The organism is Chengkuizengella axinellae (assembly GCF_030730905.1).
Taxonomy (GTDB): Bacteria; Bacillota; Bacilli; order Paenibacillales; family KCTC-33759; genus Chengkuizengella; species Chengkuizengella axinellae.
This window is the reverse complement of the sequence record NZ_JAVAMP010000001.1, coordinates 490,962-516,351: the sequence shown is the minus strand read 5'-3', so window position 1 is coordinate 516,351 and position 25,390 is coordinate 490,962. Positions and strand designations below refer to the sequence as shown.

General features: G+C 33.4%; 25 protein-coding genes. 9 read left to right on the top strand and 16 right to left on the bottom strand.

Going from position 1 to position 25,390, the window contains the following annotated elements; translation table 11 throughout:
* The first annotated feature begins 113 nt into the window (after nt 1-113).
* Nucleotides 114-1,217 (top strand): LCP family protein, encoded by a 1,104-nt coding sequence (locus Q5Y73_RS02590; RefSeq protein WP_305990279.1) that lies wholly within the window; start codon nt 114-116, stop codon nt 1,215-1,217.
* A 196-nt stretch (nt 1,218-1,413) separates the two neighbouring features.
* On the opposite strand, the gene hmpA is transcribed toward Q5Y73_RS02590, so the two are convergent.
* The gene (gene hmpA, locus Q5Y73_RS02585; RefSeq protein ID WP_305990278.1) at nt 1,414-2,634 is read right to left on the bottom strand and encodes an NO-inducible flavohemoprotein; all 1,221 of its coding nucleotides are present in this window, start codon (nt 2,632-2,634) and stop codon (nt 1,414-1,416) included.
* A gap of 273 nt (nt 2,635-2,907) precedes the next feature.
* Here hmpA and Q5Y73_RS02580 point away from each other — a divergent pair, with 273 nt between their 5' ends.
* Together Q5Y73_RS02580 and Q5Y73_RS02575 are read left to right on the top strand one after the other, a co-directional pair.
* Nucleotides 2,908-3,081, top strand: coding sequence for an asparagine synthase (locus tag Q5Y73_RS02580; protein WP_305990277.1), 174 nt, complete (start codon nt 2,908-2,910; stop codon nt 3,079-3,081).
* 132 nt (nt 3,082-3,213) lie between these two features.
* Nucleotides 3,214-3,660 (top strand): Rrf2 family transcriptional regulator, encoded by a 447-nt coding sequence (locus Q5Y73_RS02575; RefSeq protein ID WP_305990276.1) that lies wholly within the window; start codon nt 3,214-3,216, stop codon nt 3,658-3,660.
* 46 nt (nt 3,661-3,706) lie between these two features.
* Here the strand turns inward: Q5Y73_RS02575 and Q5Y73_RS02570 are convergent, their stop codons facing one another.
* From Q5Y73_RS02570 to Q5Y73_RS02545, 6 genes are all read right to left on the bottom strand, one after another.
* The gene (locus tag Q5Y73_RS02570) at nt 3,707-4,393 is read right to left on the bottom strand and encodes a phosphatase PAP2 family protein (RefSeq protein WP_305990275.1); all 687 of its coding nucleotides are present in this window, start codon (nt 4,391-4,393) and stop codon (nt 3,707-3,709) included.
* A gap of 90 nt (nt 4,394-4,483) precedes the next feature.
* Nucleotides 4,484-5,377, bottom strand: a complete 894-nt coding sequence (gene nikC / locus Q5Y73_RS02565; protein WP_305990274.1) for a nickel transporter permease — start codon at nt 5,375-5,377, stop codon at nt 4,484-4,486.
* Nucleotides 5,378-5,413: 36 nt separating this feature from the next.
* Nucleotides 5,414-6,418, bottom strand: coding sequence for an ABC transporter permease (locus Q5Y73_RS02560; RefSeq protein ID WP_305990273.1), 1,005 nt, complete (start codon nt 6,416-6,418; stop codon nt 5,414-5,416).
* A gap of 192 nt (nt 6,419-6,610) precedes the next feature.
* A complete protein-coding gene (locus Q5Y73_RS02555; protein ID WP_305990272.1) occupies nt 6,611-8,284 on the bottom strand; it encodes an ABC transporter substrate-binding protein in 1,674 nt (557 codons plus the stop codon).
* Between the two features lie 33 nt (nt 8,285-8,317).
* Nucleotides 8,318-9,301, bottom strand: coding sequence for an ABC transporter ATP-binding protein (locus Q5Y73_RS02550; protein ID WP_305990271.1), 984 nt, complete (start codon nt 9,299-9,301; stop codon nt 8,318-8,320).
* Nucleotides 9,301-10,290, bottom strand: a complete 990-nt coding sequence (locus Q5Y73_RS02545) for an ABC transporter ATP-binding protein (protein ID WP_305990270.1) — start codon at nt 10,288-10,290, stop codon at nt 9,301-9,303. Before Q5Y73_RS02545 ends, Q5Y73_RS02550 begins: the two co-directional genes overlap by 1 nt.
* 630 nt (nt 10,291-10,920) lie before the next feature.
* On the opposite strand from Q5Y73_RS02545, the gene Q5Y73_RS02540 reads away from it, so the two are divergent.
* The 4 genes from Q5Y73_RS02540 to Q5Y73_RS02525 all read left to right on the top strand — a co-directional run bounded on the left by Q5Y73_RS02540 (nt 10,921) and on the right by Q5Y73_RS02525 (nt 14,260).
* On the top strand, nt 10,921-11,826 hold the full coding sequence (locus tag Q5Y73_RS02540) for a diacylglycerol/lipid kinase family protein (protein ID WP_305990269.1): 906 nt from the start codon (nt 10,921-10,923) through the stop codon (nt 11,824-11,826).
* Between the two features lie 110 nt (nt 11,827-11,936).
* Complete coding sequence (locus tag Q5Y73_RS02535; protein ID WP_305990268.1) at nt 11,937-12,707, top strand: basic amino acid ABC transporter substrate-binding protein; 771 nt, start codon at nt 11,937-11,939, stop codon at nt 12,705-12,707.
* A gap of 103 nt (nt 12,708-12,810) precedes the next feature.
* The gene (locus Q5Y73_RS02530) at nt 12,811-13,551 is read left to right on the top strand and encodes an amino acid ABC transporter permease (protein ID WP_371320128.1); all 741 of its coding nucleotides are present in this window, start codon (nt 12,811-12,813) and stop codon (nt 13,549-13,551) included.
* Entirely contained in the window at nt 13,538-14,260 is a 723-nt protein-coding gene (locus Q5Y73_RS02525; RefSeq protein ID WP_305990267.1) for an amino acid ABC transporter ATP-binding protein, read from the top strand. Before Q5Y73_RS02530 ends, Q5Y73_RS02525 begins: the two co-directional genes overlap by 14 nt.
* Before the next feature lie 186 nt (nt 14,261-14,446).
* Here Q5Y73_RS02525 and Q5Y73_RS02520 read toward each other — a convergent pair whose 3' ends face one another.
* The 8 genes from Q5Y73_RS02520 to Q5Y73_RS02485 all read right to left on the bottom strand — a co-directional run bounded on the left by Q5Y73_RS02520 (nt 14,447) and on the right by Q5Y73_RS02485 (nt 21,922).
* Entirely contained in the window at nt 14,447-14,962 is a 516-nt protein-coding gene (locus Q5Y73_RS02520) for a double zinc ribbon domain-containing protein (protein ID WP_305990266.1), read from the bottom strand.
* Between the two features lie 351 nt (nt 14,963-15,313).
* On the bottom strand, nt 15,314-16,504 hold the full coding sequence (locus tag Q5Y73_RS02515) for an MFS transporter (protein ID WP_305990849.1): 1,191 nt from the start codon (nt 16,502-16,504) through the stop codon (nt 15,314-15,316).
* Nucleotides 16,505-16,841: 337 nt separating this feature from the next.
* Nucleotides 16,842-17,198, bottom strand: coding sequence for a cupin domain-containing protein (locus Q5Y73_RS02510; protein WP_305990265.1), 357 nt, complete (start codon nt 17,196-17,198; stop codon nt 16,842-16,844).
* Between the two features lie 40 nt (nt 17,199-17,238).
* Nucleotides 17,239-17,634 carry a VOC family protein gene (locus Q5Y73_RS02505; RefSeq protein WP_305990264.1) on the bottom strand — a complete coding sequence of 132 codons (396 nt, stop codon included), beginning with the start codon at nt 17,632-17,634 and terminating at the stop codon, nt 17,239-17,241.
* Between the two features lie 32 nt (nt 17,635-17,666).
* Complete coding sequence (locus Q5Y73_RS02500; RefSeq protein ID WP_305990263.1) at nt 17,667-18,500, bottom strand: Cof-type HAD-IIB family hydrolase; 834 nt, start codon at nt 18,498-18,500, stop codon at nt 17,667-17,669.
* Between the two features lie 10 nt (nt 18,501-18,510).
* On the bottom strand, nt 18,511-18,717 hold the full coding sequence (locus Q5Y73_RS02495) for a hypothetical protein (protein WP_305990262.1): 207 nt from the start codon (nt 18,715-18,717) through the stop codon (nt 18,511-18,513).
* Between the two features lie 16 nt (nt 18,718-18,733).
* Complete coding sequence (locus tag Q5Y73_RS02490) at nt 18,734-20,683, bottom strand: VanW family protein (RefSeq protein WP_305990261.1); 1,950 nt, start codon at nt 20,681-20,683, stop codon at nt 18,734-18,736.
* A 366-nt stretch (nt 20,684-21,049) separates the two neighbouring features.
* Nucleotides 21,050-21,922, bottom strand: a complete 873-nt coding sequence (locus tag Q5Y73_RS02485; protein ID WP_305990260.1) for a LysR family transcriptional regulator — start codon at nt 21,920-21,922, stop codon at nt 21,050-21,052.
* 122 nt (nt 21,923-22,044) lie between these two features.
* Between Q5Y73_RS02485 and Q5Y73_RS02480 the strand changes: the two genes are divergently transcribed.
* The gene (locus Q5Y73_RS02480) at nt 22,045-22,488 is read left to right on the top strand and encodes a rhodanese-like domain-containing protein (RefSeq protein ID WP_305990259.1); all 444 of its coding nucleotides are present in this window, start codon (nt 22,045-22,047) and stop codon (nt 22,486-22,488) included.
* Between the two features lie 186 nt (nt 22,489-22,674).
* Here Q5Y73_RS02480 and Q5Y73_RS02475 read toward each other — a convergent pair whose 3' ends face one another.
* Complete coding sequence (locus tag Q5Y73_RS02475) at nt 22,675-23,574, bottom strand: winged helix-turn-helix domain-containing protein (protein ID WP_305990258.1); 900 nt, start codon at nt 23,572-23,574, stop codon at nt 22,675-22,677.
* A gap of 174 nt (nt 23,575-23,748) precedes the next feature.
* On the opposite strand from Q5Y73_RS02475, the gene Q5Y73_RS02470 reads away from it, so the two are divergent.
* Entirely contained in the window at nt 23,749-25,359 is a 1,611-nt protein-coding gene (locus Q5Y73_RS02470) for a M3 family metallopeptidase (RefSeq protein WP_305990257.1), read from the top strand.
* Nucleotides 25,360-25,390 lie beyond the last annotated feature (31 nt).

Below are 25,390 nucleotides of genomic sequence, written 5' to 3'. Positions count from 1 at the left end.
ACTCGATAAGGTCATCTAACTTTCAGCAAGATATCTGAAAGTTAGATTCTCTTTATATTTTTCTTGCAAAGGGAAAACATAAGGATACGAAATTCATTTTAGGAGTTTTTCTAATGAAAAAAAAATACATTTACATACTAAGTGCAATTGTCATTATTACTACCTCAAGTTATTTTCTTAAAAATACGATCAAACTAATGGCCTTCAATTGGTTTTTTTCACAACATCTCGAAGAAATGTTGGAACAATCTTATGAGCCCTTAACAGAAGAAAAGAGCATTTTAGAAACAAATGATAAAAATGAAGAAAATGAAACAAATCAATTACATCAACTAAATAACCCCGGATTCATCAGCTTTCAACTTTTTCCAAGACCAATTAGATCTAAGGAAGAAAGTGTTGAAAAGAATGAAACAACATCGGAGATGAATGATCCCTTTGCCATATTGCTGCTAGGAGAAGATGCTAGGGGTGAGGAACAAGGTAGGTCAGACAGCATGATTTTATCCATTGTGAGACCTTCTGATCTAAAAGTACTTCTTTTATCCATTCCAAGAGATACTTATGTAGAAATACCTGGGCGTAGTGGAAAAGATAAAATCAATCATGCATTTGCTTTTGGTGGAGTGAAGTTAGCTAAAGATACAGTTGAAAATTACTTTGATATTCCCATTCAAAATTATGCAAAAATTAATTTTTATGGTTTTACACAGCTAGTGGATGCTTTAGGAGGAGTTAGTTTACCCGTTGATAAAGATCTTATCAAATATACAAGTTCTGGCTCTGTTGTTATCGTAGTTGGAGGCAAAGAAAGTTACTCGGGGGAAGAAGCTTTAAAATTTGCAAGATTCCGTTCTGATGCACAAGGTGATTTTGGAAGGGCAGGACGACATCAAGAAGTCATCATAGCCATACTAGAAGAAGCAAAAAAAATAACAAATATTACAAAAGTATTTGATGTTATTGAAATCGTAGGTGAAAATTTAAAAACAGATATGAAACCCGACTTAATCAAGGATTTATCTACTTTATATCTTAAATCCGACAACCCCCAGATTCATACTTATACGTTGGATGGTGTTTCTTCCAATGATAATCCACAGCGCATTTGGTATAATTACGTTAGTGATTCAGAATACAATAAAGTAAAAACGATAATAGATCGCTGGTTAGCTTCAGACACAACTGAAGAAGAACTAACAGAATTCTTAAAATAACATTTGCAAGACAAAGCCAACTTTAAAATAACCCACAAAAGTGAAGCAATGCTCTGAATATTAATCCTATTACTTTTGCGGGGCCCTAAGCCAATATGAGGATGGAAAGTTATATTTTCTATACTTCAAAAAAAAGCCCTAGGTTTGAAACTTCCTCTAACCTAAGGCTTTTAATATATAGTTCTTTCTTGAAATTCTACTCCTCTATTTCATCCTTTGGACCAAAAAATTCATAATGAATATCTTCTGCATTTACTCCCCAATCTTTTAACCCTTTATAAATAACTTTCATAAATGGTACAGGTCCACAGAAATAGAAATCTGCTTCATGGGAAGGCAAAATACTCTTCAACCATTCCATTTCAATGAAACCTTCTTTTTCAAATTCACTGGATTGTTTATCTTGTTCTGTAGGACTTTGATAACACACTAAAGATTTTACCTGATCATGTTTAGCAGCTAACTGTTGAACATGGTTTCTAAAAGCATGATACTCACTGTTGATTGCAGCATGAACAAAATACACAGGTCTTGTTGGCTCTTTTTCTACTAAATGATTTAACATACTGATCATTGGAGTAAGACCAACACCACCACTAATAAGAACAATTGGCAGATCATGATTTGTATTTAATACAAAGTCTCCAGCTGGGGCACTGATTTTGACAACATCACCTTCGTTCACATGATCGTGCAAATAACTTGATACTACCCCATCTGGTCTATCTTCAAAACCTGCTTCCTTTTTAACACTGATCCGATAAACACTTTTGTCTGGTGAATCTGATAAACTGTATTGTCTTATGTGTGAATTTTTCTGACCTTCTATATCATCCATTTTAATACTGATATATTGACCAGGTTGAAAGCTGGAAATTTGTTTTCCATCTTCTGGGCGTAAATAAAAAGAGGTTATAACTTTACTTTCTTCGACCTTTTTATCAATCACAAAATTTCTAAAGTCTTTCCAACCCCCATTAGCTGTCTCAGCCTCTTGATACATTTCTTGTTCAACAGAGATAAAGACATCGGCAATGATACCATAAGCCTCTTCCCATGCTTTCATGATTTCATCCGTAGCTGCATCTCCTAATACTTCTTTGATCGCTAACAACAAATGTTTACCAACAATTGGATACTGTTCTGGTTTAATGCCTAAACTGCGATGTTTATGAGCAATCGCTTTTACAACAGGGAGAATCGTTTCTAAATTATCTATATTGGCAGCTGCAGCATATACACTTCCAGCCAGTGCTTTTTGTTGTCTGCCTTGTTTTTGATTTGCATGATTAAAAATATTTAAAAGTTCTGGGTGATTACCAAACATAAGTTTATAAAAAACACTTGTAATTTCTTCCCCACGCTCTTGTAAAACCGGTACAGTTGATTTAATAATTTTGATTGTTTCCTGATTCATATTCGAAGTTCCTCCTGTGTGTATAAAAGATGTATTTGATTTACTTCTTTAAGTATAAAATAAAAGATATATATAAAATACATCTTTTATTTACGAAATTATGAACATTTCTTGATGTTCGTAATCGCGAGTTATTTTTTTTGATAAATCAACTTTTAATTGTAAATTTTTCAATTTCAACAACCCTTTCATATTATGGTTTAAAAGAGTTAAAAATAATACGGGGTATTGGAAGTAAAATACCGAAATTGAATAATGAAAGGAGGTCATTAATTGAATATTCGTGAAGGGTTAATTCCCACCATTTTAGGTACAGCAGTAACTGCAACAGGTCTTACATTAAAACAAACCAAAAAAGGAAGTCCTATGATTTCCAATACCATTTTCGGATTTGGATTAGCCCATGTATTTTTAGGTGTTATAGACTTGTTTGTTCGTCGTCGTTAATCACTTATTACTTTTATTAACAGAACAAAAAGGCGAGCATCAATATGATGCTCACCTCCCTCTAGAACTCTAATGATATTTAAAGGTATAATATATAAATAGAAGGATAAAGTTCATTGGAGTGATGAAATCATGCGGTTAACAAATTATACAGATTATACCTTAAGAGTTCTCCTCTATCTTGCAGCTAAACCAGAAGATCAATTGAGCAATATAAAGGAAATATCTGAAGCGTACAATATCTCAAAAAACCATTTAATGAAAGTCGTGTATGAATTGGGTTTATTAAAATTGATTCATACTATTAGGGGAAGAGGTGGTGGAATAAAACTCGCTGCTGCTCCAAAAGAAATCAACATCGGCTGGGTAGTTAGACAAACTGAGAATAGAACTAATATTGTAGAGTGTTTCGACAAGGAAAACAATACATGTGTTATCAGTCCAGTCTGTAAGTTGAAAATGGTTTTAAATGAGGCACTTGATGCTTTTTTAAACGTATTGGATCAATATACTTTAGAAGATTTATTAAATAATGAGGGTGAACTTAAAAAAATATTAATGAATACCTCGGACTCATAAAATAAAAACCGCCAAAGGCGGTAATCATTATTTTTAAGTTATGAATTTACTTTTTATTTAATTTCAAAGTTAAACTTTCATATATGAATATTGAAGCACATACGAAGGTTATTCCTAAAAAATAACTTGCCATTATATCTGTAACATAGTGTACGGAGAAGTAAATTCGACTAAAACCAATCGAAGCAATAAATAGGATAAAAAATAGTGCGATTAAAATCCTAGTAATAAAACGATTAGTATATTTTAATATAAAAAAGGCTAATAAACCATAACACACCAATCCAACAAACGCATGTCCACTTGGAAAGCTAAATCCTGTACCATCAACAGCAGCGTTTATCTCTGGTCTTGGTCTTTGCAAAGAATTTTTAATTAAAATTTTTAAAATTTCACTTCCTACAACAGCAATGGGAAAAATGATCACAGCGATAAAATCCTTCTTTCGCCAACCAAACCAGATCATGACTAACAAAATAACAATTGGAATTGACCTGTAAGAAACCGTCTCTGTTAATGCTGTTAAATATCCTAATAAAAATGTTGGTGCATGCAGACTCATCCAATTTAATACTTTTTTATCGATATTAGAAGGTTCAGTTACATCTAATGTGTAAAGCAATATGGAAAAGGCAGCAAAAGAAATTACGGAGATAAGAATTAAAATAATAAACCTGTTACGTAAAAATTGTGTTTTTCCACTAACACTACCTTGTCTTGAAATTTGCGCCATTACATACCTCCAACCCTATTTATTCAACATCCTTATCTAACACTTTAACATATGTTATGTTTAACTAACAATTTGAAAATGTATCGTGCTTTAATTTTTCATGCGAGGGTCTAGAGCGTCTCTTAAACCATCTCCCATCAAGTTGAAGCCAAGTACAGTTAACATGATTGCAATGCCTGGAAAGAACATAGTCCATGGAGCCTGTACTAGATAATCTTTTGAGTCAGCTAACATTTTCCCCCACTCAGGTGTTGGTGGTTCTGCTCCTAAACCCAAAAAACCTAAGGCAGCTGCTTCAATAATCGCTGTTGCTATAGCCAATGTACCTTGAACAATAATTGGAGCCATACTATTTGGCAAAATATGATGAAATAAAATTCTACGATCTCTCATTCCAATTGCTTTTGCAGCAGTAATATATTCTTCTTGTTTAATACTTAAGACCTTCGATCTAATCAAACGGCCAAAATTAGGGACATTAATAATTGCAATAGCTATCAACGCATTTCTTAACGAAGGACCTAATACTGCCACAATTGCAATAGCTAACAGCATACTTGGAAATGCCAGCATAATATCAAAAAATCTAGATATGAGCGTATCTACCCATCTCCCGTAATAACCTGCTAAGATTCCAAGAAAACAACCAACAACAATCGAGCCAATAACTGAAACAAACCCTACCCACAGTGATATTCGAGCACCATGAATGATTCTGGATAAAATATCTCTTCCAAAATCATCAGTTCCCAGCCAATGCTCACTGGAAGGTGGCTGCAATCTTTCAGCTAATTTCTGCTCATTGATTCCCTCAGGTGTTATCACAGGAGCAAATACAGCCAAAAAAACAAAAATGAGAACGATAATTAAACCTACAACGGCTAATTTATTTTTCTTAAAACTTTTCCAGGCTTCTAACCATAAAAGAAAGCGAGCTCCTCTTATAGCTGTCTCTGGTGCTTTATTTGGTGCTAATTCTGCCATAAATATTCCTCCCCTTTTGTTAGGAGTGCATCCATTTTAATTGTATTTAATTCTTGGGTCGATAAAAGCATATAATAAATCAACAATAAGGTTAATTAAGACAAAAATCGTTGCAACAATTAAGATCCCTGACTGAATCACTGGATAGTCCCTATATTCAATTGCATTATAAATATATCGACCAATCCCAGGCCAGGAAAAAATGGTTTCTGTTAAAATCGCTCCTCCTAACAATAGTCCAGTTTGTAAACCAATTACAGTTAGAACTGGAATAACTGCATTCTTTAAAGAATGTTTGTAAACAACCCAGAACATTTTTTGTCCTTTTGCCCTAGCTGTTCTTATGTAATCGGAACGTAAAACCTCCAACATACTAGAGCGAGTGATTCTTGCGATAATAGCCATTGGTATTGTAGCAAGTGCTATACCTGGCATAATCAAGTGTTTTACTACATCTACAAATTGATCCATTCTCCCTTGTATCAAGGAATCAATTAAATAAAAATGTGTAATGGTTTCAACAGGATTTTTAACATTTTCTCGCTTTGAAGGAGGCAACCAATCTAGCTGAACAGAAAAAATCCACTGTTCCATTAAGCCTAGCCAAAATATTGGCATAGATACCCCTACAAGAGCAACTACCATAGCTGTATAATCAAACCAAGATTTTTGAAACCATGCGCTAATGATACCCGCATTCACACCAACAACTACAGCTATAAGCAATGCTACGAAGGAAAGTTCAAAGGTAGCAGCCATATATGGCCATATCTCTTCACTAACCGCTGTCCTCGTTCTAAGCGATTCACCTAAATCCAACGTAAGCAATTGTTTCAAATATTCAAAATACTGAGTAAACCATGGTTGGTCAAGCCCCAACTCAGCCCTTAAATTATTAATGGCTTCCTCTGTAGCAAGCTGACCTAAAATCACTTGAGCAGGATCACCTGGAATTGCTCGAATCATAAAAAATACGATAAATGTCATTCCAAACAAAACGGGTATCAACATTAAAAGTCGTCTAATAGTATAACTGAACATTATGATCACCTCTTCATACCCATATTTACCCCAAAAAGTGAAGCATGAACACAGATGTATTGAACAAAACCTTTACCCAAATCTCTCGGAGTATCGCAATGTTGTTTTGATTAAACATTGAATTTGATATCTTATAAATCCTTATGTATTAAGAAGGGGAGAAAATTTCTCCCCTCATTTAAATTTTATCCGTTATTCAAAGTAAACCTTTGTTAAAGCTTGTGAACCTGTTGGATGAGCAAAGAAGTCAGCAACATTATTTTTTCCGCCAAGAATAGGAGTTGAATGAACTAAAGGAATCCATGGTGCATCATCATGAATGATTTCCTGCGCTTGTTTATAAAGCTCAACACGAGCTTCTTGATCAGGGTTTGACTGTGCAGCAATTAAGATATCATGTAACTCATCATTACTATAGTAAGAATAGTTATTACTTCCGATATTATCTTTATCTAATAACACATAAATAAAGTTGTCAGCATCTCCATTATCACCAGTCCAACCTAATAAGAAAGCATCTGCTTCTCCATTTCTAGCTTTTTCAAGATAAGTAGCCCACTCAAAAGATACAATTTTTGCTTCTACACCAATTTGCGCAAAGCTATTTTGTAAAACCTCAGCTACTTTTTGACCATCCGGCATATAAGGACGTGGTACTGGCATAGCCCATAATTCCATTTCAAAACCATCTGGATATCCAGCTTCCGCAAGCAATTCTTTCGCTTTTTCTAAGTCATATGGATAAGGTTCAATATCATCGTTATATCCAGCTATAACAGGCGGCAATGGATTTTTAGCTGGTTCCGCTTGCCCAGCATAGAATGCTGCAATAATACCTTCTTTATCAACCGCATGGTTTAATGCTTGACGAACTAATTTATTATCAAATGGCGGTCTTGTATTCGTTAAACCTAAATAACCAACGTTCATTGAAGGTCTTGTGAACAACTGTAAATCACTCTCTCCTTCAATTCTTGAACCATCATTTGGGCTAACTCCATCAGCAACATCAATTTCTCCTGCAATCAATTCATTTAATCTTGTTGCATTGTCAGGAATGGAAACAAAAATAACTGAATCCAATTTTGGATAACCATCCATAAAATAATTATCATTTTTTACCAGAACTATTTTGTCATTTCTTTTCCATTCTTGGAAAACAAACGGTCCAGTTCCTACAGGATTTTCAGTAAAGCTTTCCCCATACTTTTCTAACGCTGTTGGACTAGCAATCCCGAACACAGGCATAGCTACATTTTGTAAAAACGGTGCTTGTGGACGGCTTAAAGTAAATTCTACCGTTAGCTCATCAATGGCTTTTACTTCTTGAATGACATGACCTTCATCCCCTTTAAATCCGCCAAACATAGATGAATAGTAATAGAATGAAGATTTATCACCATTTGCCCAACGCTCAAAGTTATATACAACGGCTTCTGCATTGAAATCTGTTCCATCATGGAACTTTACTCCCTCACGCAGTTTAAAAGTATAAGTTAAACCATCATCACTTGATTCCCAAGAAGTTGCCAAGCTTGGTTCAATCGAAGTATCCAAATCTGCATATTTTACTAATGTATCATAAATATTCAAAGTAACTTTAATGGACTCTCCATCTGTAATCGTTGCAGGATCTAGTCCAACGGAATCAGCACCACGACCAAATACCAACGTATTGTCTACCGGATCAGCATCTGATTCCTTATTTTGCTCCTCTTCAGTATCTTTTGTCTCCTCAGGTTCATTTGTTTCACCAGCTTTTTCTTCTGGCGGCGGCGCTTCTTCAGTAGTAGTGCTGCAGCCTACTAGAGCAAAACCTAAAATAAATACAAATACCAGCGAAAGAAGAATCGTCTTTTTATTCATTTCTTTTTAACCCTCCTATTTTTTTATCTATCATTAAAGCTGCTCGTTTTTGCTAAACAAATGACAAGCAACGTAATGATCCTCCTCAATTTCTTCAAACTTGGGCTGAACTGTCTTGCAAATCTCCATACATTGAGGACATCTCGTATGAAAAGAACATCCTGTTGGTGGATTTGATGGACTCGGCATATCTCCGATAAGTTCTATATGTTCTCTCTCATATGTAGGGTCTGGAATCGGTACCGAACTTAGCAATGCTTCTGTATATGGATGCAGCGCTTTTTCATATAGCTTTTCGCTGCTAGATAATTCTACTATTTTACCTAAGTACATTACGCCTACTCGATCACAAATATGTCTAACTACGCCTAAATCATGAGCAATAAATATATAAGTTAGCGAAAATCCTTTTTGAAGATCATCTAGTAAATTCAGTATCTGTGATTGAATAGAAACATCAAGTGCTGAGACAGGTTCATCTGCAATGATTAACTTAGGTTTCGTCATTAATGCACGGGCAATTCCAATTCTCTGTCTCTGTCCTCCACTAAATTGATGGGGATAACGTTTAGCATGATAACTGTTTAAGCCAACCGTATCCAACATATCACTAACCATTTGTTTACGTTCTTTAGGCGTTCCTATGTTATGTACAATTAATGGCTCTTCAAGTATTTTTTCAACAGTTTGCCTAGGATTGAGAGAAGCAAATGGATCCTGAAAAATCATCTGTACATCTCTTCTTATCGTACGCAGCTCATTTGGACTTAGACTTGTTATTTCTTTTTCATTAAATGTAACTTTTCCTTCAGTCGGTTCGTGCAAACGAAGAAGCGATCTGCCTGTTGTAGATTTTCCACATCCACTTTCTCCTACTAACCCAAAAGTTTCCCCTTCATATACAGAAAAAGATACATCATCTACAGCCTTTACTTCCCCAATCTTTCTACCAAGAATTCCTCCATTAATCGGGAAATACTTCTTCATCTTTTCAACTTCTAATAACATTTTTGGCATTAGTTTTGCTCCTCACTTTCCTGATGTAAAAAGCATCGAACCTTATGATCCCCTTCAATAGAAATTAATTCTGGCGTTTTTTCCCTGCATCTATCCATGACAAACTCACAACGATCAGCAAATCTGCAACCTTTTTTAATCGAACCTGGGATAGGTACATTTCCAGGGATAGAATATAATCGCTCCTTTTTATTGCGAATATCAGGCACCGATTGGATTAAACCTTTAGTATAAGGATGTTCTGGATGCTCGAATATCGTTTTAACATCCGCTTCTTCTACAATTTTGCCAGCATACATTACAATGACTCTTTCACATATTTCAGATACGACTCCAAGATCATGAGTAATTAATATAATTGAAGTATTCAACTTTTGATTCAATCTCTTCATAAGTGCCAAAATTTGAGACTGAATCGTAACATCCAAGGCTGTTGTCGGTTCATCAGCTATCAATACCTTGGGTTCACAAACCATCGCCATCGCGATCATAACCCTTTGTCTCATCCCCCCAGATAACTGATGTGGATACTCATTCATCAATGCTTCAGCACGAGGAAGCCCAACTAGTTTCAAATATTCTATCGCTTTTGCCTTCGCTTGTTTTTTACTCCATTTTCGATGGATTAAGATTGCTTCTGTAATTTGATTACCAATGGTAAAAAGTGGATTCAATGAAGTCATAGGTTCCTGAAAAATCATAGCAATCTCATTGCCACGAATATCTCTCATTTTTGATTCAGAAACTTTTAAAAGATCTTCATCATTAAAAAAGACTTCTCCTCCTACGACTTTCCCTGGTGGATGAGGTACTAATCCCATAATAGAAAGAGATGTGACACTCTTTCCACATCCGGATTCTCCAACTATTGCAATGATTTCACCTTGTTTTAAATCAAAATCTACATGATCAACAGCAGGCACTTCCGTTTTATCCATAAAAAAAGAGGTTTTCAGTCCATTTACCTGCAATACAGAAGATTCACTCATATCATTACCCCCAAGAAATAAACATTTTTAATTGCATTTGCTGCCATGTGTGAGAAAATGATTCAAAGTCATAAAAACATATGAATTGTTTTTATGCATTAGAACAATCTATCTCACCTTGAAAGCGCTTTATTTTCTTATTGAAAATCAAGTAATCGATTACATTCGTAGATGATATTGATATCTTTTTAGACGTTTAATGATGTAGTTGTCATATAAAACAAAGCAAATTAGTAAAAGGTTATTGGGTAGGATTTTCATGTATAAATAATTAATATAAAGGTGTGAGTAATACAGCTCATGAAGTTTAATTGAAACTGTAACAGTAACATTTGCACAACTAGAAAGATATGCATATTTATTGAAATATTATCACAAATTTGTGTTTTTTTCTATATTAAAATGAAAAATATTTATACAAGAGTTATGATCTTCATTCATTTTAATAAAATTTCCCAACGGAAATCAATAGTATAAAAGTTGTAATTCCCCTTTGTAAATACTATGTTAATTCAACATTTAGCACTCCCCAATCCTAGTTATTTATTTGTTGTCGAAATGAATCTAGTAAGTTAATATGTATTAGTAGATTTGGTATATAATGCAACCTTAGAAGAAAGTAGGAAAACTATGATCGGATTTGTTATAAACCCCGTTTCAGGCAATGGCAGGGGGATGAAAGTATGGTATGAAATAAAGCATATATTACAAGAAAAAAACATAAACTATGTTGAAAGTTTTACTAATAAAGTGGGTTCTGGTACAAAGTGCACACTGGATCTAATACATAAATATAAACCTAAAATCATTGTGGCGGTTGGAGGTGACGGAACTGTACATGAGGTAATCAATGGGGTTTATCAAGCAGATGTAAAAAATCATATTCATTTTGGGTATATTCCTTCTGGTTCTGGAAACGATTATGCTAGAGGTGTAAATTTACCGAAAAACCCCATGAAAGCCCTGGATGTGATCTTGCATTCTGAAAAGCGTAAAAGATTGGATTTATTAAAAATAGACAATGAAGTTGCAGTGTGTTCTATTGGTACTGGTTTAGATGGGAAAGTCGCTCAAATCACAAATGAAGCAAAATACAAAAAATGGCTGAATGGACTTCGTCTTGGAGGATTAGCATATGTAATTTCATTATTTCGAGTATTGTTTTCTTTTAAAACTAGTGACATTACATTAAATATTGATGGAGAAGTAAAACAACTTAAAAAAGTATGGTTCATAGCCGTTTCCAACCTTCCATTCTATGGAGGTGGTATGCTCATCAATCCTCAAGCCATTCCAGATGATGAAAAAGCGGAGATTTGTATCGTGAGCAACATTAATAGCCTCGAACTTCTAACCTTATTCCCTTTAGTGTATTTTGGAAAACATGCCAAACATAAAGCAGTAAGTTTCTTATCAGGTAAAAAGATAGAATATGTGCCAAGCCATTACTTAACTACGCAGGCAGACGGGGAAACAATAAAAGTGAATAAATATAAAATTGATGTGTTGCCCAAACATATTACTATTGTCAAATAAACACGAATATTGTTAAAAAAACACTAATATTAAATCAACGGTTGAGAAATTCTCTTAATACGTTATACTAATAATTAAAATATATAATTTATACAAAAAGGGGAATAAAAATGAGAAAAAGTTTATTAGTTTTATTATTAGTTAGTATGGTCGCTTTGCTGGCGGCTTGTGGCGGTGGCGACAAAATCATCGTAGGTACAGATGCAGCTTTTGCACCTTTTGAATCACTAGATGGTGAGGATATTGTAGGTTTTGATGTAGATTTATTAGCAGCAGTGATGGAAGAAGCAGGTCTTGAATATGAATTAAATAATGTTGGATGGGATCCCATTTTCCCTTCACTGAAAAATGGTAGTATCGATGTTGCCATTTCTGGAATAACTATTACAGAGGAACGTAAGCAGGAGTTTGACTTTACAAGACCTTATTTTGAATCAACTCATATGATTGCTTTCTATGAAGGAACAGATATTCAATCTGCGAATGATTTAGAAGGTAAAATAATTGGAGTACAAACAGGAACTACAGGGCAGTTTGCTGCTGAATCTATTGTTGGAGAGTCAAATCCAAACCTACAGTTATTTGAAACAACAGCACTTGCATTAGCAGCTTTAAAACAAGGAAATATTGAAGCTGTAGTTACAGACATTGCCGTAGCTTCAGAATTTGTTAAAAACAACCCAAATGATAATGTTCAACTTGTATCAGATGCTGAAAATTTTGAAGCTGAATATTATGGTTTAATGTTAGCCGATGGAAGTGAATTAAAAGAAACTTTAGATACAGCCTTATCAACGGTCATTGAAAACGGAAAATATGCTGAGATTTTTCAAAAATGGTTCGGGACATCACCAGATGTTGAGTCATTATTAAATCAATAATAGTTTGAATTGAGACACTATATTCAAGCGTAGCGCATACAAGCGGTACGCTTTCTTTTTTGAAAGTGTTATTATGTTTTTATGAAGAAAATGGAGTGAGTTTATGCAGGGCATAAAAGATTTTTTCAGTAATATTTGGGCAGCTATTTATGATTGGATATTAAATGATTTAGAAATTAGAATAGATGTAATTATTGATTATTTTCCATTATTTATGAAAGGAACCTTGTATACATTAGGAATATCTATTTCGGCTATAGTTATTGGATGTATACTCGGATTATTTATTGCTTTTGGTAGATTATCGCCTTATTCAATTATTAGACTCCCATTTGTCTGGTACATTACATTTTTTAGAGGAACTCCTTTACTAGTACAAATTTTCATCATTTACCTTGGAGTAGCCCCTCTCTTCATTTCTGGTGCTGGCACTACAAAAGCTGTCATTTCAGCCATTATTGCTCTCTCCCTGAATTCAGCAGCATATCTGGCGGAAATATACAGAGCTGGTATTCAGTCCATTGATAAAGGGCAAATTGAGGCTGGAAGATCATTAGGTATGAATAAAGTTCAGACTATGTGGTATATCGTTTTGCCACAATCCATTAAAAGAATGATACCACCATTTGGTAACGAATTTATTACTTTAGTTAAAGATTCATCATTAGCTTCTGCAATTGCAGCTCCAGAAATACTTTATTGGGCTCGAGCCGTAAATACTAGGTTCTTCATAACTTGGGAACCATTTATATTGATATCTTTAATATATCTATTTATAACATTATCTTTAACTTATTTACTAAATTACATCGAAAGAAGGTGGAATATCGATGATAACCGTTAATAATCTAAAAAAATCTTTTGGTGATAACGAAGTTCTTAAAGACATCAATCTACAAGTTAATCCTCAAGAGGTTGTAGTTATCATTGGACCTTCAGGATCAGGTAAATCTACATGTTTACGTTGTATGAATTTATTAGAGTCAGTCACAGAAGGTGAGATTCTAATCGAGGGTGTTAATATAACAGATAAGAATGCCAATATTAATGAGATTCGTACAGAAGTAGGTATGGTTTTTCAACAATTTAATTTATTCCCACATAAATCAGTGCTTGAAAACATTACGCTTGCACCCATAAAAGTTAGAAAATGGTCTAGACAACAAGCAGAAGAAAAAGCTTTAGATTTACTTGAAAAAGTGAACTTATTGGAAAAAGCGAATGAGTATCCAAATTCTTTATCAGGTGGACAAAAACAACGTGTTGCCATCGCAAGAGCATTAGCCATGGAACCTAAGATTATGCTGTTTGACGAGCCAACTTCCGCACTTGATCCAGAAATGGTTGGTGAGGTGTTGGATGTAATGAAGCAGTTAGCTAAAGAAGGCATGACAATGGTTGTTGTCACACATGAGATGGGATTTGCACGTGAGGTTGGAGATCGAGTGATTTTCATGGATGAAGGTTATATTGTTGAAGAAAATGTACCTGAAAAATTATTTGATTTCCCATCTCACGAACGTACAAAATCATTTTTAAGCAAGATACTTTGATGTACCTTGTCTTATTTGGGAGATAATCAAAATAAGGGATATCCAGGGTCTTATTTCACTAATTTTGTGAATTTATTATAAATAGAGGAAAAATTTGTCCTTATATCATCATTTTCACGTTCAATACTGTTAAAACGTGTGAATAAGGTACTTATTTTCCTCTATTTTCAAACCTTTTGTTTCCACTTATAAATTCATCGTAGCATGACCGCACTTCGGACAAAATTCTGTTAGAGATTCTAATTCTTCATCGCAGAAAGAACATGTTATCCCATCTTTTTGAGGTTTCAAAGCCGCATCTTCATATTCTAAAATCTCAGATACTGTCTCATATTCCTCTTCCACTATTTTCATTTCAAATTTCTCACCACATACTGGGCAATAATTATCATTAACATCTACTAAATGGCCGCAGCTGCACTCTTTTTGTTTAGAAATCTCCTTTAATTGTAAATCAATCTGTTTGATTTCATACTTTAACTGCTCAATGTCTTTGCACATGATTTCCATATCTTGATCCAACTCGATTAAGTCTTTATTTTGATACTGATTATAGATTTTCTCACCAATGTAAATAAATTTATTGTCAATTTCTTTTTGCGTAACAGAAATTTTATATTTTAATTGATTGATTTCAATCATCTCTTTTGCTTTAGTTCCTGCTTCAGAAAAGCCTTTCTTCAGTTTATTCAACATGCTCATAATCTGTTCTCCTTTAAGATTGTTATCCTTATTGTAAACCAACACGTGTACAAAATATAATATGAATAAAAACAGAGATTGGTTAATACTTTACAAAAAAACTTACATATATATAAACTCAGCTATCTATTAAACTACTATCTCTACTATTTTTTCAGCATATTATCAATGATTATACGTCAGTAACTTGATAAAGTTTCATTATTACGTAATAGTAAGGAGAAGAGGTATCTTTACTCTATTAAATAATTTAAAATGATGGAACATGTTAAAAACCTCATAAAAAGCTTATGATCACTTTTTACAAGGTTTTATATCTAGCTGCTTGGCTTTGCTAAAATTATTTTAATTTTATGATCGTTTAGTTCTTCCTTTCAAAGGCAAAATAGTTCCAATAAATGCAATGGCAGCGCAAATCATCAATATATGGTTTAAACCGTTCAATGCTACACCAGCTAAAAACCCAAAAATAATCAGGTCTAATCCCGAATCAATAATGGATAATAGTGAGATTGTAGTTGCTCGAACATCAGATGGGATTAAGTCATTACTGAGCTGAGAATAGATAGGATACCTTATAGCACGCACAAATCTTAAAATAAAGAATGCACCCAATACAATCCACAGTGTTTCACCAAATAGAGCTGATAGCAAAAGCCCCACTACCGTCAGTACACCAGTTAAATTCATTAAAAATATTCTAGAAATTCGTTTTGTCATTAAACCTATGGATCTAGAAGCAAAAAAACCAATGATCGCAGCAAAAGAATAGAACATTCCTATAAATATAACTGGAAGACCTGCATTGTGAAAAATGAGCTGATCAAATTTTTCATAAACAGCCCCAGATGGAATAAAAACTAGGGTTACATTCAAAAACATAAGTAACAGCAATGGAGTTTTACGAATCGCCTTTATCCCTGCCCCTACTTGTTTTAATGGATTGTTCCTGTAAGATCCTTGATGTTTTGGATTTTTAACGAAACATATAAATATGATCTCTACTAATTGGAAAAAAAGTCCTAATGCGATAAGCAAAATAAATTGTTCATTTTCAAGATCTTTTGCAATGATGGAGCCTAAAATTACCGCTATAATCGTCGATATAAATCCAGCAGAAATAATTTTACCCATCGCTTGATCCATTAAATGATGCTCATTGCTTTCTTTTAATGACTCGTATATCAACGCCTCATCTGCACCAGAAAAAAAAGTAACTGAAAAACCATTTAAAGCAGCGGATAAAAAAAACATCCAAGGTTCGTCAGCAAATAATAAAATAGATATACTAAAGAATTTAATGACTGATCCAGTTAAAAAAGAAACCTTAGCCCCGAAGCGATCTGCAAAAACACCTGTCGGAATCTCACATATTAAAACAGAAAAACTCCAAAAAAACATAGTTAACAAAATAAGAGATTCATTCAATCCTCGTTCGAAGTAAAATAAACTTAATACAGGTTGAATGAAACTAACTGCTCCAAAAAATTGTACCCAAAATAAAACGTTTATATTATGTGATGCTATCGTATTTGTTTTCATCATTCTCCTACTTTCTATGATTGTTGATGTTGATTTTATATTTTCATAGATTTAGAAGCAGGAGCGTTTTTCTAGTTATGAACAAAATAACTTCCTATTTTTGTTGAAACATTGAATTTATTAAACTTAGTTTTGAAATACGTGATAATGAAGTATGACTAAGTAAAATAAAACACTCCTCCTTCAATTTTTGAAAATGTTTTTAGAATTTTATACATATTAATGCCTCCCTTTCGATAATAGAATACCATTTCAACTCAAAAAAAGCCAAAGGAACGCGCCCTTGGCTAACTTTTAACTAATCACCTTTATTTCTATAAAAAATTTCATTTTTTTCCTATAACAACGGAGTTAAAGCCGAAGTATCTATATATTCACCCTCAATTACGATGGCAGTCATTCCTTTTTCAGATGTAGTTTCGTGCCACTCTCCAGGCTCCCAAAAAGCAGCCTGTCCTTTTTTAATTGACTTAATAATATCTTCTTTTCCCCGAACAAAACCTTGTCCATCAACAACTAAAAATAATTGGGGACCTGGTGCTTGATGATTACCAACAATACCATCAGGACCAATGAACATACAACCGATATGTAATGAAACTGACTCCTTAATAATTCTAGACATGATTAAATTTTTACTGTCAAAAGCATGAATTTCCTTACCAACCTCTTGGTCAAACCTGAACATTTTCATCTTTCATTCCCCCATTTAAGAAATATTATATCAACATCAACTAATCCCTTTTTCCTAAAACCTCTTTGATTTTCCCTTGTTTTTCTTCTTCATCTTTATACTCAAAAAATCCAATTTGATTTCCCCATGGGTCTTGAAAACTAGCCCACCTAACAGGAACTTCAGCTCTTGAACGAATCTCAAAAGCTTCAACATTTAATTCTTTCATCATTCTTTCTTGCTCAGCCTCGATATAGTTTACTCCTAAACGAATAGGTCCACTTCCTTTTGAAGGTTCACCTTCTGCTAGTTGCAGCCAACATCCAGGGACCAACTCCCATTCAGCAAAACCCTCATGTGGGACAAAGTCAGGTACTCTGTTAAGTAGTGTTTCATACCATCTTTTCCCTTCTTCAAAATCAGTAACTCTCACTTGAACTGTCATTTCATAGATCATGTAATCCTCCCCTTTATGGACTATCATCTTCTTCAAACAATTTTGTTAATATATTTAGCCACGGCATCTTTATCGTGGTGTTCTATTACTTCATTTGCTAGTTTTTTCAACTGGTCATGTGCATTCCCAACTGCTACTCCTCTACCTGCTCCCTCAAACATCCCAAGATCATTTAGGTTGTCTCCAAATACAACCACATCCTCTTTATCACACCCCAAATGATCACACCATAACTCAAGCCCTTTCTTTTTGTTGGCTAAAGGATGGCAAAATTCTAGGAAGTAGTTGTTTGTAATATAACTATCCTCCATGAAATGGATATGGATATGATCTTTATATGTGCGCTCTACTTTATCATAAATCGGCTTTAATTCCTCGTATGTACCGATAAAGGTAACTATAATTGTTTTAGAATCTTCTGGGAAAACCAAATGATTAACTTGATTAAACCTTGGATCATTTGGTCTGCTGTTAAAAAATTTCAAATCACAGTCTCTTGATAATTTCTTGTGGAATACCTTTTCTTCATCTTGGGCATCAAGAAAGAACAAAAATGGTGATATGTTGTGCTGTTCTCCTAATGCAATAATTTCATTTGAAATGTTGGTATCTAGAAAATGCCCATCTATTAACCTTTGTTGAACTGGATCATATAAGAGTGCACCGTTATATAACACAAGTGGGAACTTCCATGGGATATCCGAAAGGATGTCCATTGAGCTTATATAACTTCTTGCAGTGGCATAACTTACCACATGTCCATTATTTAATGCATCTGTAACTACCTTTACTGAATAATCAGAAATCGTTTGATTCGAACGAATCAAAGTACCGTCTAAATCTGTTAATATGTATTTTGTTTTCATATTTAACTCCTTATTCTATGAAATATTCAAACTCAATTTCATGTTCTATCGGAATATCATCATATCCCGTATCCTCATCATAAGTGACATACCCTGGAAGTGCATCTATATTATGAACTCTTCCTCTTGAAACCATCGTGTTAGATCCCCAATTGTCTATGATAAATTGTTTTACTTCATATCTTATACCATCTTGGATTTCTTCTATGAATGTCATTTAACTCCCCTTATCTTTACATGTTGTTTTCTTCTATTGGTCTATCGTCCATGATTAATTCATACTTCACCTCAGAAAAGTTATGAACAATTAACTCTTTGTTTAACGTATTTCCAGTTCTCTTGTCTACTATCCTTCGCCAAATTTCATTCTCGCGATAGTTTTTCCCATCTTTTTGAATGAACCTATGATTTTTTTCCTCAATATGATAGGCGTATTTCCATTCCTTATCACTATGAACTGCACCTTTAAGCTGTTTATCTGTTAACCACAACTTAATTTGAAACTTTTGCTGTGTAGGATTATAGAACTTAAGATCAATATAATTGTAAAAAACACTTGCTCCACTGCCAAACGGAAGAACTCTGTGGTCATCAGGAAATGGATCAAAGCTGTGGTGATGTCTCTCTACTACTTCTAAAGGGGTATGTAAAATTAACCAATACAACAAATTAGCCAATTGACATACGCCTCCACCGATCCCAGTGCTAACATTCCCTTGAGAAAGTAACATCCCCTCTACAAATCCTTTTTTAGCAGTAGGTCTTCCAATCAATTTCCAAAAAGAATAAGTCTCTCCTGGATTAATCACTACCCCATCCATCCTATTTATACAAATGTTCAAGTTTACGATTTTGTTTTCCTGTAATACTGGATCTGAAGAACCGAGTTTTCTTCTTAGTAGAGACTGATGTTTTTTTAAAGTAAAAGGGAGCGTTTCCTCCATTCTTTGAATTGTATATAGATTTGAATCCAGATTATTTTTGACATACCTAGTTAATCTTAATTGCGAAATTCGTATTTTATATAAAAAAGGAAAAGAAAAAAGCACCTTTCGCTTTATACTATCTATGTTAATGATATTTAAGTATACCAACACACTCATGACAACCATAAACAATAAGAAAATATTTAATATAAAAAACAACCCTATTTGCAATACATTAAATGGATATGGAATGAGTTTTCGCTGCAAGATGAAATAAAAGAATATACCTAAACTTAAGCTGCCTCCTATATTTAACACCATAGCTAGTTTTGTTCTCAAGAACCTATGCCCTAAATAGATCATTATAAAAAAAGCAAAAAGCACTATAGGGATTGAAGCAAGTGCTTGTGAACGTGATGTAATTAACCCTCCAAATGTGCCTTCTGTTGATGTAAAATATAAACGCAAATTTTCTTCTGGAAGTTTGTCAAATGAGGCTGTCCATGTATGCTGATCTACTTGATCAAATGCAAAATTACTTCTTAAAAGATGTGAGAATGGAAAGTTCAGCTTAATTGAAAGATCCTGAAATTCATTCCAATAAGCTGCTGGTAACAATAAGTAATCAAATCTATATATCGGATTTAGAGATAGTTCCTCATCTATCCCAGATCGTACAGTATAATGGACATCCAATTGATGTATTCCCGGTGATAGTTCAAGTGTAAACTTTTTGGCTTCCAAGGTTTCGAAGTAACTTTCAGCACCAATAGAATAATAATATTCTTCATTGGTCCATGGATTCATCCAGTTCGCATTCTTATAACCATCAAAAATAATTTCATTTATTTGATTCTTTAAGTCAATTCCACCCTCAAGAGAAATATTGGTTTGATCCAAGAAAACTTCCCATTCTTTTGTTTCTCCCTGCTGAGGAAATGCTACTGGAACTTCAATCGATTCTTCTGCTTGATTTTCCAGATAGTATATAACCTTCACATTCACATTCATATATTCATTTTCAAAAAAACGTTTACCTTTTGGCTCCATCTCTATATGTAATTCTTCCTTTAATATATTCACTCTTTCTTCCTTTAGAGGAACTAAATTACCTGTGGCTTGACCAGAGTCTCGATAATACGACATTCCATTAGCATATGAGAAGGAAGAAAACTGAATGAAAAATATGATGATCAATACTATTGAAATGATTTGTTTTTTAGAACAAAACCTCCTATAGGAGAAAAATAGTTTCACTTCTGCTCCACCTTTCTCAATAAACAAAACTAGTATCCAAAAGTCAATTTGATATCGTATGGCATTTTTTCAGCTAATCCCTTTTGAAAATCAACATGCTAAATCTAAAATTTTCATATTTGCTAGATCTGAGTTGCTTTCTATTGAACTTCTTAATCTTCATCTAATGGGATACCATGTCTATACTTATTTTTGTCATAGCAATCTGCTATGTTAGAATAATTTGTTCATTTCATCATACCTATCTTAGTATCCTCTATTCACTCTACTGAGTCATCAAAAGTAGACTCTTACATCACTCCAAGTTTTTCGTCCAAAATGTTCCTAATTTTAGATATAAAATTAATAATTCGTTAATGCATTCCATTAAACCTTCTGAATATCTATAAACTTTTGAGATGCCTTAGAAATCCATTTATCCTTCTTATAAAGTAACTGGCTATAAAAATTAAAATTATCGTTCAAAAAAGGAATGCTTTTGTATCCTTTGTCTTCTATATTTTCCTCAACAGCAAATTGAGGTAAAAAGGCAATTCCCCATCGATACCCTACTGCCTTTTTAATTGTTTCAACACTTCCTAATTCAAGTGAAATATTAGAAGTAATACCTAATTTATTCATCTCATGTAATAGAAATGCACGATATGTACACCCTTCCTCAGTCAAAATTAACTTCTCGTCTGCAATTTCCCGTACTGTAAGCTCTGATTTAGTAGATAGAGGATGATCTTCGGCCACCAAAATGACCATATTTTGCTTCTGTAATGAAACAGTTTCTATCTCTTTTGACTCATAAGGGACATCAAGTATAAAACCAAAATCAATTTCTTTATCCTTTACCTTCTGAATAATTTTAGCTTCATTGCCTGGTAATATACGAATATTAATATCGGGATACGACTGCTTAAATCGTTCTAATAAGTTTGGCAAGTAATATATGGCTAATGTCTCTATAATTCCAATCGTTATGATCCCAGAATCTTGTTTGATGATTTTCTCCTTCGCTTCTTGATGTAAGGAAATAATCTTCCTCGCATAATCATATAGCACTTCTCCAGTAATTGTAGGTACCATTTGATTCCCTTTTCTTTCTAGCAATTTGACGTTTCCATATGATTCCTCTAGCTTTTGAATATGATTGGTTACACTAGATTGAGCATAATCCAACTCCATTGCAGTTCTAGAATAACTCCTCCATTTTATAACCTCACAAAATGTTTTTAAATATAACAATTCCACTTGTAACTCACCACCGTATCACTATCTCTGATATTTTATATCGATAACTATCTATATCTATAGTACAGGAAATAAAATACAATGAAAACATCTTAAATTACTTTCATTTGGAGGAGAAAAAAATGAAAACAAAACCTAAATTTTCTTTAGTATTACAAACAGAGGCAGCTGATCCTAAAAAGGCTTATCAACACTTCATGGGCAAACTTGAATTTGAAACAGATGTAGCAGATCTATTAATTGATTTAAAAAAAGGCTGTGAGCAATTTACTATTATTGACGTTCGTGATCCTAAATCTTATGAGGAGTGCCATATACCCGGAGCTCACTCGTTACCGACAAATCGTATAAATACGGAAACAACACCATTTTTAGACAAGCAAAAAACATTGATCACATATTGCTGGGGACCTGCTTGTAACGGAGCTACTAAAGCTGCGGCTAAATTTGCAGAACTTGGATTTAGAGTGAAAGAATTAATAGGTGGTCTTGAATATTGGCGTAAGGAAAATGGTGAAGTTGAGGGATCATTAAGAAAAGAGGCACCTTTATATTGGAAAATGTAATTAAACTTGAGGATAACTTTATTTCAGCATGATCATCATCACTTTCAAAAATAGAGGGAATTTTTTAGCCTTGTTCATGTGAATTTTGGTAAATACTTATCTAAGTATTGAAACAAAGCTCTATTTTCCTCTATTTTTATTCAAAGCCGATCTAAAGGAAAATAAGACCTTCATTTTCCTTTAGATTTAAATAATGTTAATCAACCCCTTCAGTTTTGTGTTCAGCTCAGAAACAAACCCTCTCCTTGTACTTAAATAAAACTGATTTTGATTTGTTAGATGAACACGAATAAGGTTTGCAGACCTTAATATCATAATATGATGATGAAGATTTCCTTTTGTCCCTCCAACTTCTTTTAAAATATCGGTAAATTTATGCTTGTCTTGGGAAAGTAATTGCAGTATATCCAAACGTTTCTCATCAGATAAAGCTTTAGAAATGGAATATACTTTATCTCTAGACTCTTCATTTTGTACAGGGTACCATACAAACATTTTTTCTTTAAAAACACTAAAAGTATGAAGTGGCTGAAAATGTATTGATGGAACGAGTACAACATGATTAATAGATGGGATTTCTACTTTCAGACCTGTAGCAAAATCCTCTACCAGCTGCTCAGAAGAAACCTTCCCCATTTTCTTCTCATATCTGTTACGTTCATTGGTCATCGTCCGCCCTACATCCTCAAATTTAAAATATTGACGATTCCACTCTGTAAGTAAATAACTGTATAACTTCTTTTGATTTTCTAAATCAAGCAATAGATGCGAATCTTCTTTTCTTAAATGTGGTGTGAGCAATTCATACGATGCAGCCAAAGGTAAATTTTCAAACCATTCTAAAAAAGAATCTACATCTTGTTTGTGGGGACATTTTTCGATAAATAAACACACCACTTCTCCAAAAGATAAATCCTCCCATCCATCAAGTTTATTTTTAAAAGAGTCAGACATTTTTTCATTTACTTTTTCAACCCAGTCCGATCCTTTATACAAATATTTTAAATTTTTTCTTCTTTTATATAAAAGAAGACTTAAAAGCAATTCATAAACAGTTGAATTTTCTAAACTCACAACATATGACATTCATATCCTCCTACCTGAACACTACCTTATATTAAACACATCATATCAAATTAAAAATATGAAGAACAACAAATTTTCATAAAACCATTTACAACTCCTAATAATTCAAATATTATAAAACTATAATTTTGTTCAAAATAAATTGAACAAATATAAAAATGGAGGCATTCTATAATGAAACTATCTTTTCAAAAGCCAACTAGATGGAATTTAAAAAGGTTATATCCAAACGAATCAGTTCAGGCGTTATCAATGGAGCTCAGTGAACTAAAAAAAATGTTAAGTCAACTAAAAAATAAAAAAACGTTCAAATTAAACTCAGAACAATTTATAGATGAACAAACCTTGCAATCGTTATCCGATATGAGAAGCAGACTAGAAAAAGCATATTATTATTGTTATTGTCTACAATCCGAAGCAACAGACCAAACTAAACTAACTTTATTACATAACGAAATCTCTTCAATCAAAAGTGATTTCCGTTCTTTAGTAAAACCCTTTATTACTGATTTAGACACTGCAACTAATAATGAAATTGAAGAAAAAATAATTAACTTTACCAAAAACGAATTATCCCATTGGAACCAAATGTATATTCAGCTGAAAAAAAAATTAAAAATGAATATGAATGATGGGGATCAGAAATTAACTGAAGAGGAAAAAGATCTATTTGCCACAGTTCTAAATCATGTTGCAAGATTAAGGTTAGTACAAAATCAAAATACGAATAAATCAAGCATTTTATCAGAGTCTCTAGAACTAAATGGCATCTCACATAAAACGCTTCAGACTATGTGGGGAGTCATTGAAAAGAATCTTGCAAATCTAACTCTTCTTTTAGATTTTAAAAAGAAAGAGGAAAACATACATTCTTGGGATCAATTCATGAACGAAAATCAAAAAGATCAAACCGAAATTTCATTTTCAAAAGCAGTAGAAAAGATATACTATTCATTAGAAAAAGTAGATGTAGAAATGGCACAATTTGTACTTAAAGCCATCAAAGATGATTGGGTTGATGCAGAACCTAGAAGGGATAAGCCTCAAGGAGGATTTTGTGTACCCTTCATTCAAGATGGGGAGTCTCGAATCTCATTAAATTTCAATGGTACAGTAAAGAGTGCAAGAATATTAGCACATGAGTTGGGACATGCATGGCATTTTAAACAAATGAAAGATAAATCCGCCCTCACTTTTCTTGACGATCATCTTCCAATGAGTATCGCTGAGTGCTCATCCATTTTTTTTGAAATCATATTTCTAGATCATTTAATTGAATCAAGTGATCAAAGCGCAAAAAAATCTTTGCTAAACTATAAATTGCAAAATAGCATCAATTACTTGATGGCTGTACGTGGAGCGTTTATGTTTGAACAACTTTTCTATGAAAAAAGTAAGAATGGAGCATTAAAAGCTGCTGATATAGAGTTATTATCAATCCAGTCTCAAAAGAAAGCGTTTGGAGATAGCTTAGATCAATACCAGCCTTCAATATGGATAAAATACGGACATTTTTATGAACCAAACATCCCTTTTTACAATTATCCCTATACCTTTGGGTATTTGCTAAGTTTGGGTTTATCTGTTATTGCTAAGGAGAATGGAAACGATTTTAAACCTAAATTCAAAATATTTTTAAGTGAAACTGGAAAAAAACCTGTCAAAGAGTTATTACAAGAACACTTTCATATTGATATTGAGAACCCAGAATTTTGGCAGCAATCAATCCATTTGATTTTTAAAGACATTAAAGAGTATATTTCCATTGTAGAAGATACTATTTAATTAACCATAGCTCCAGCTGTTATTTTTGAAC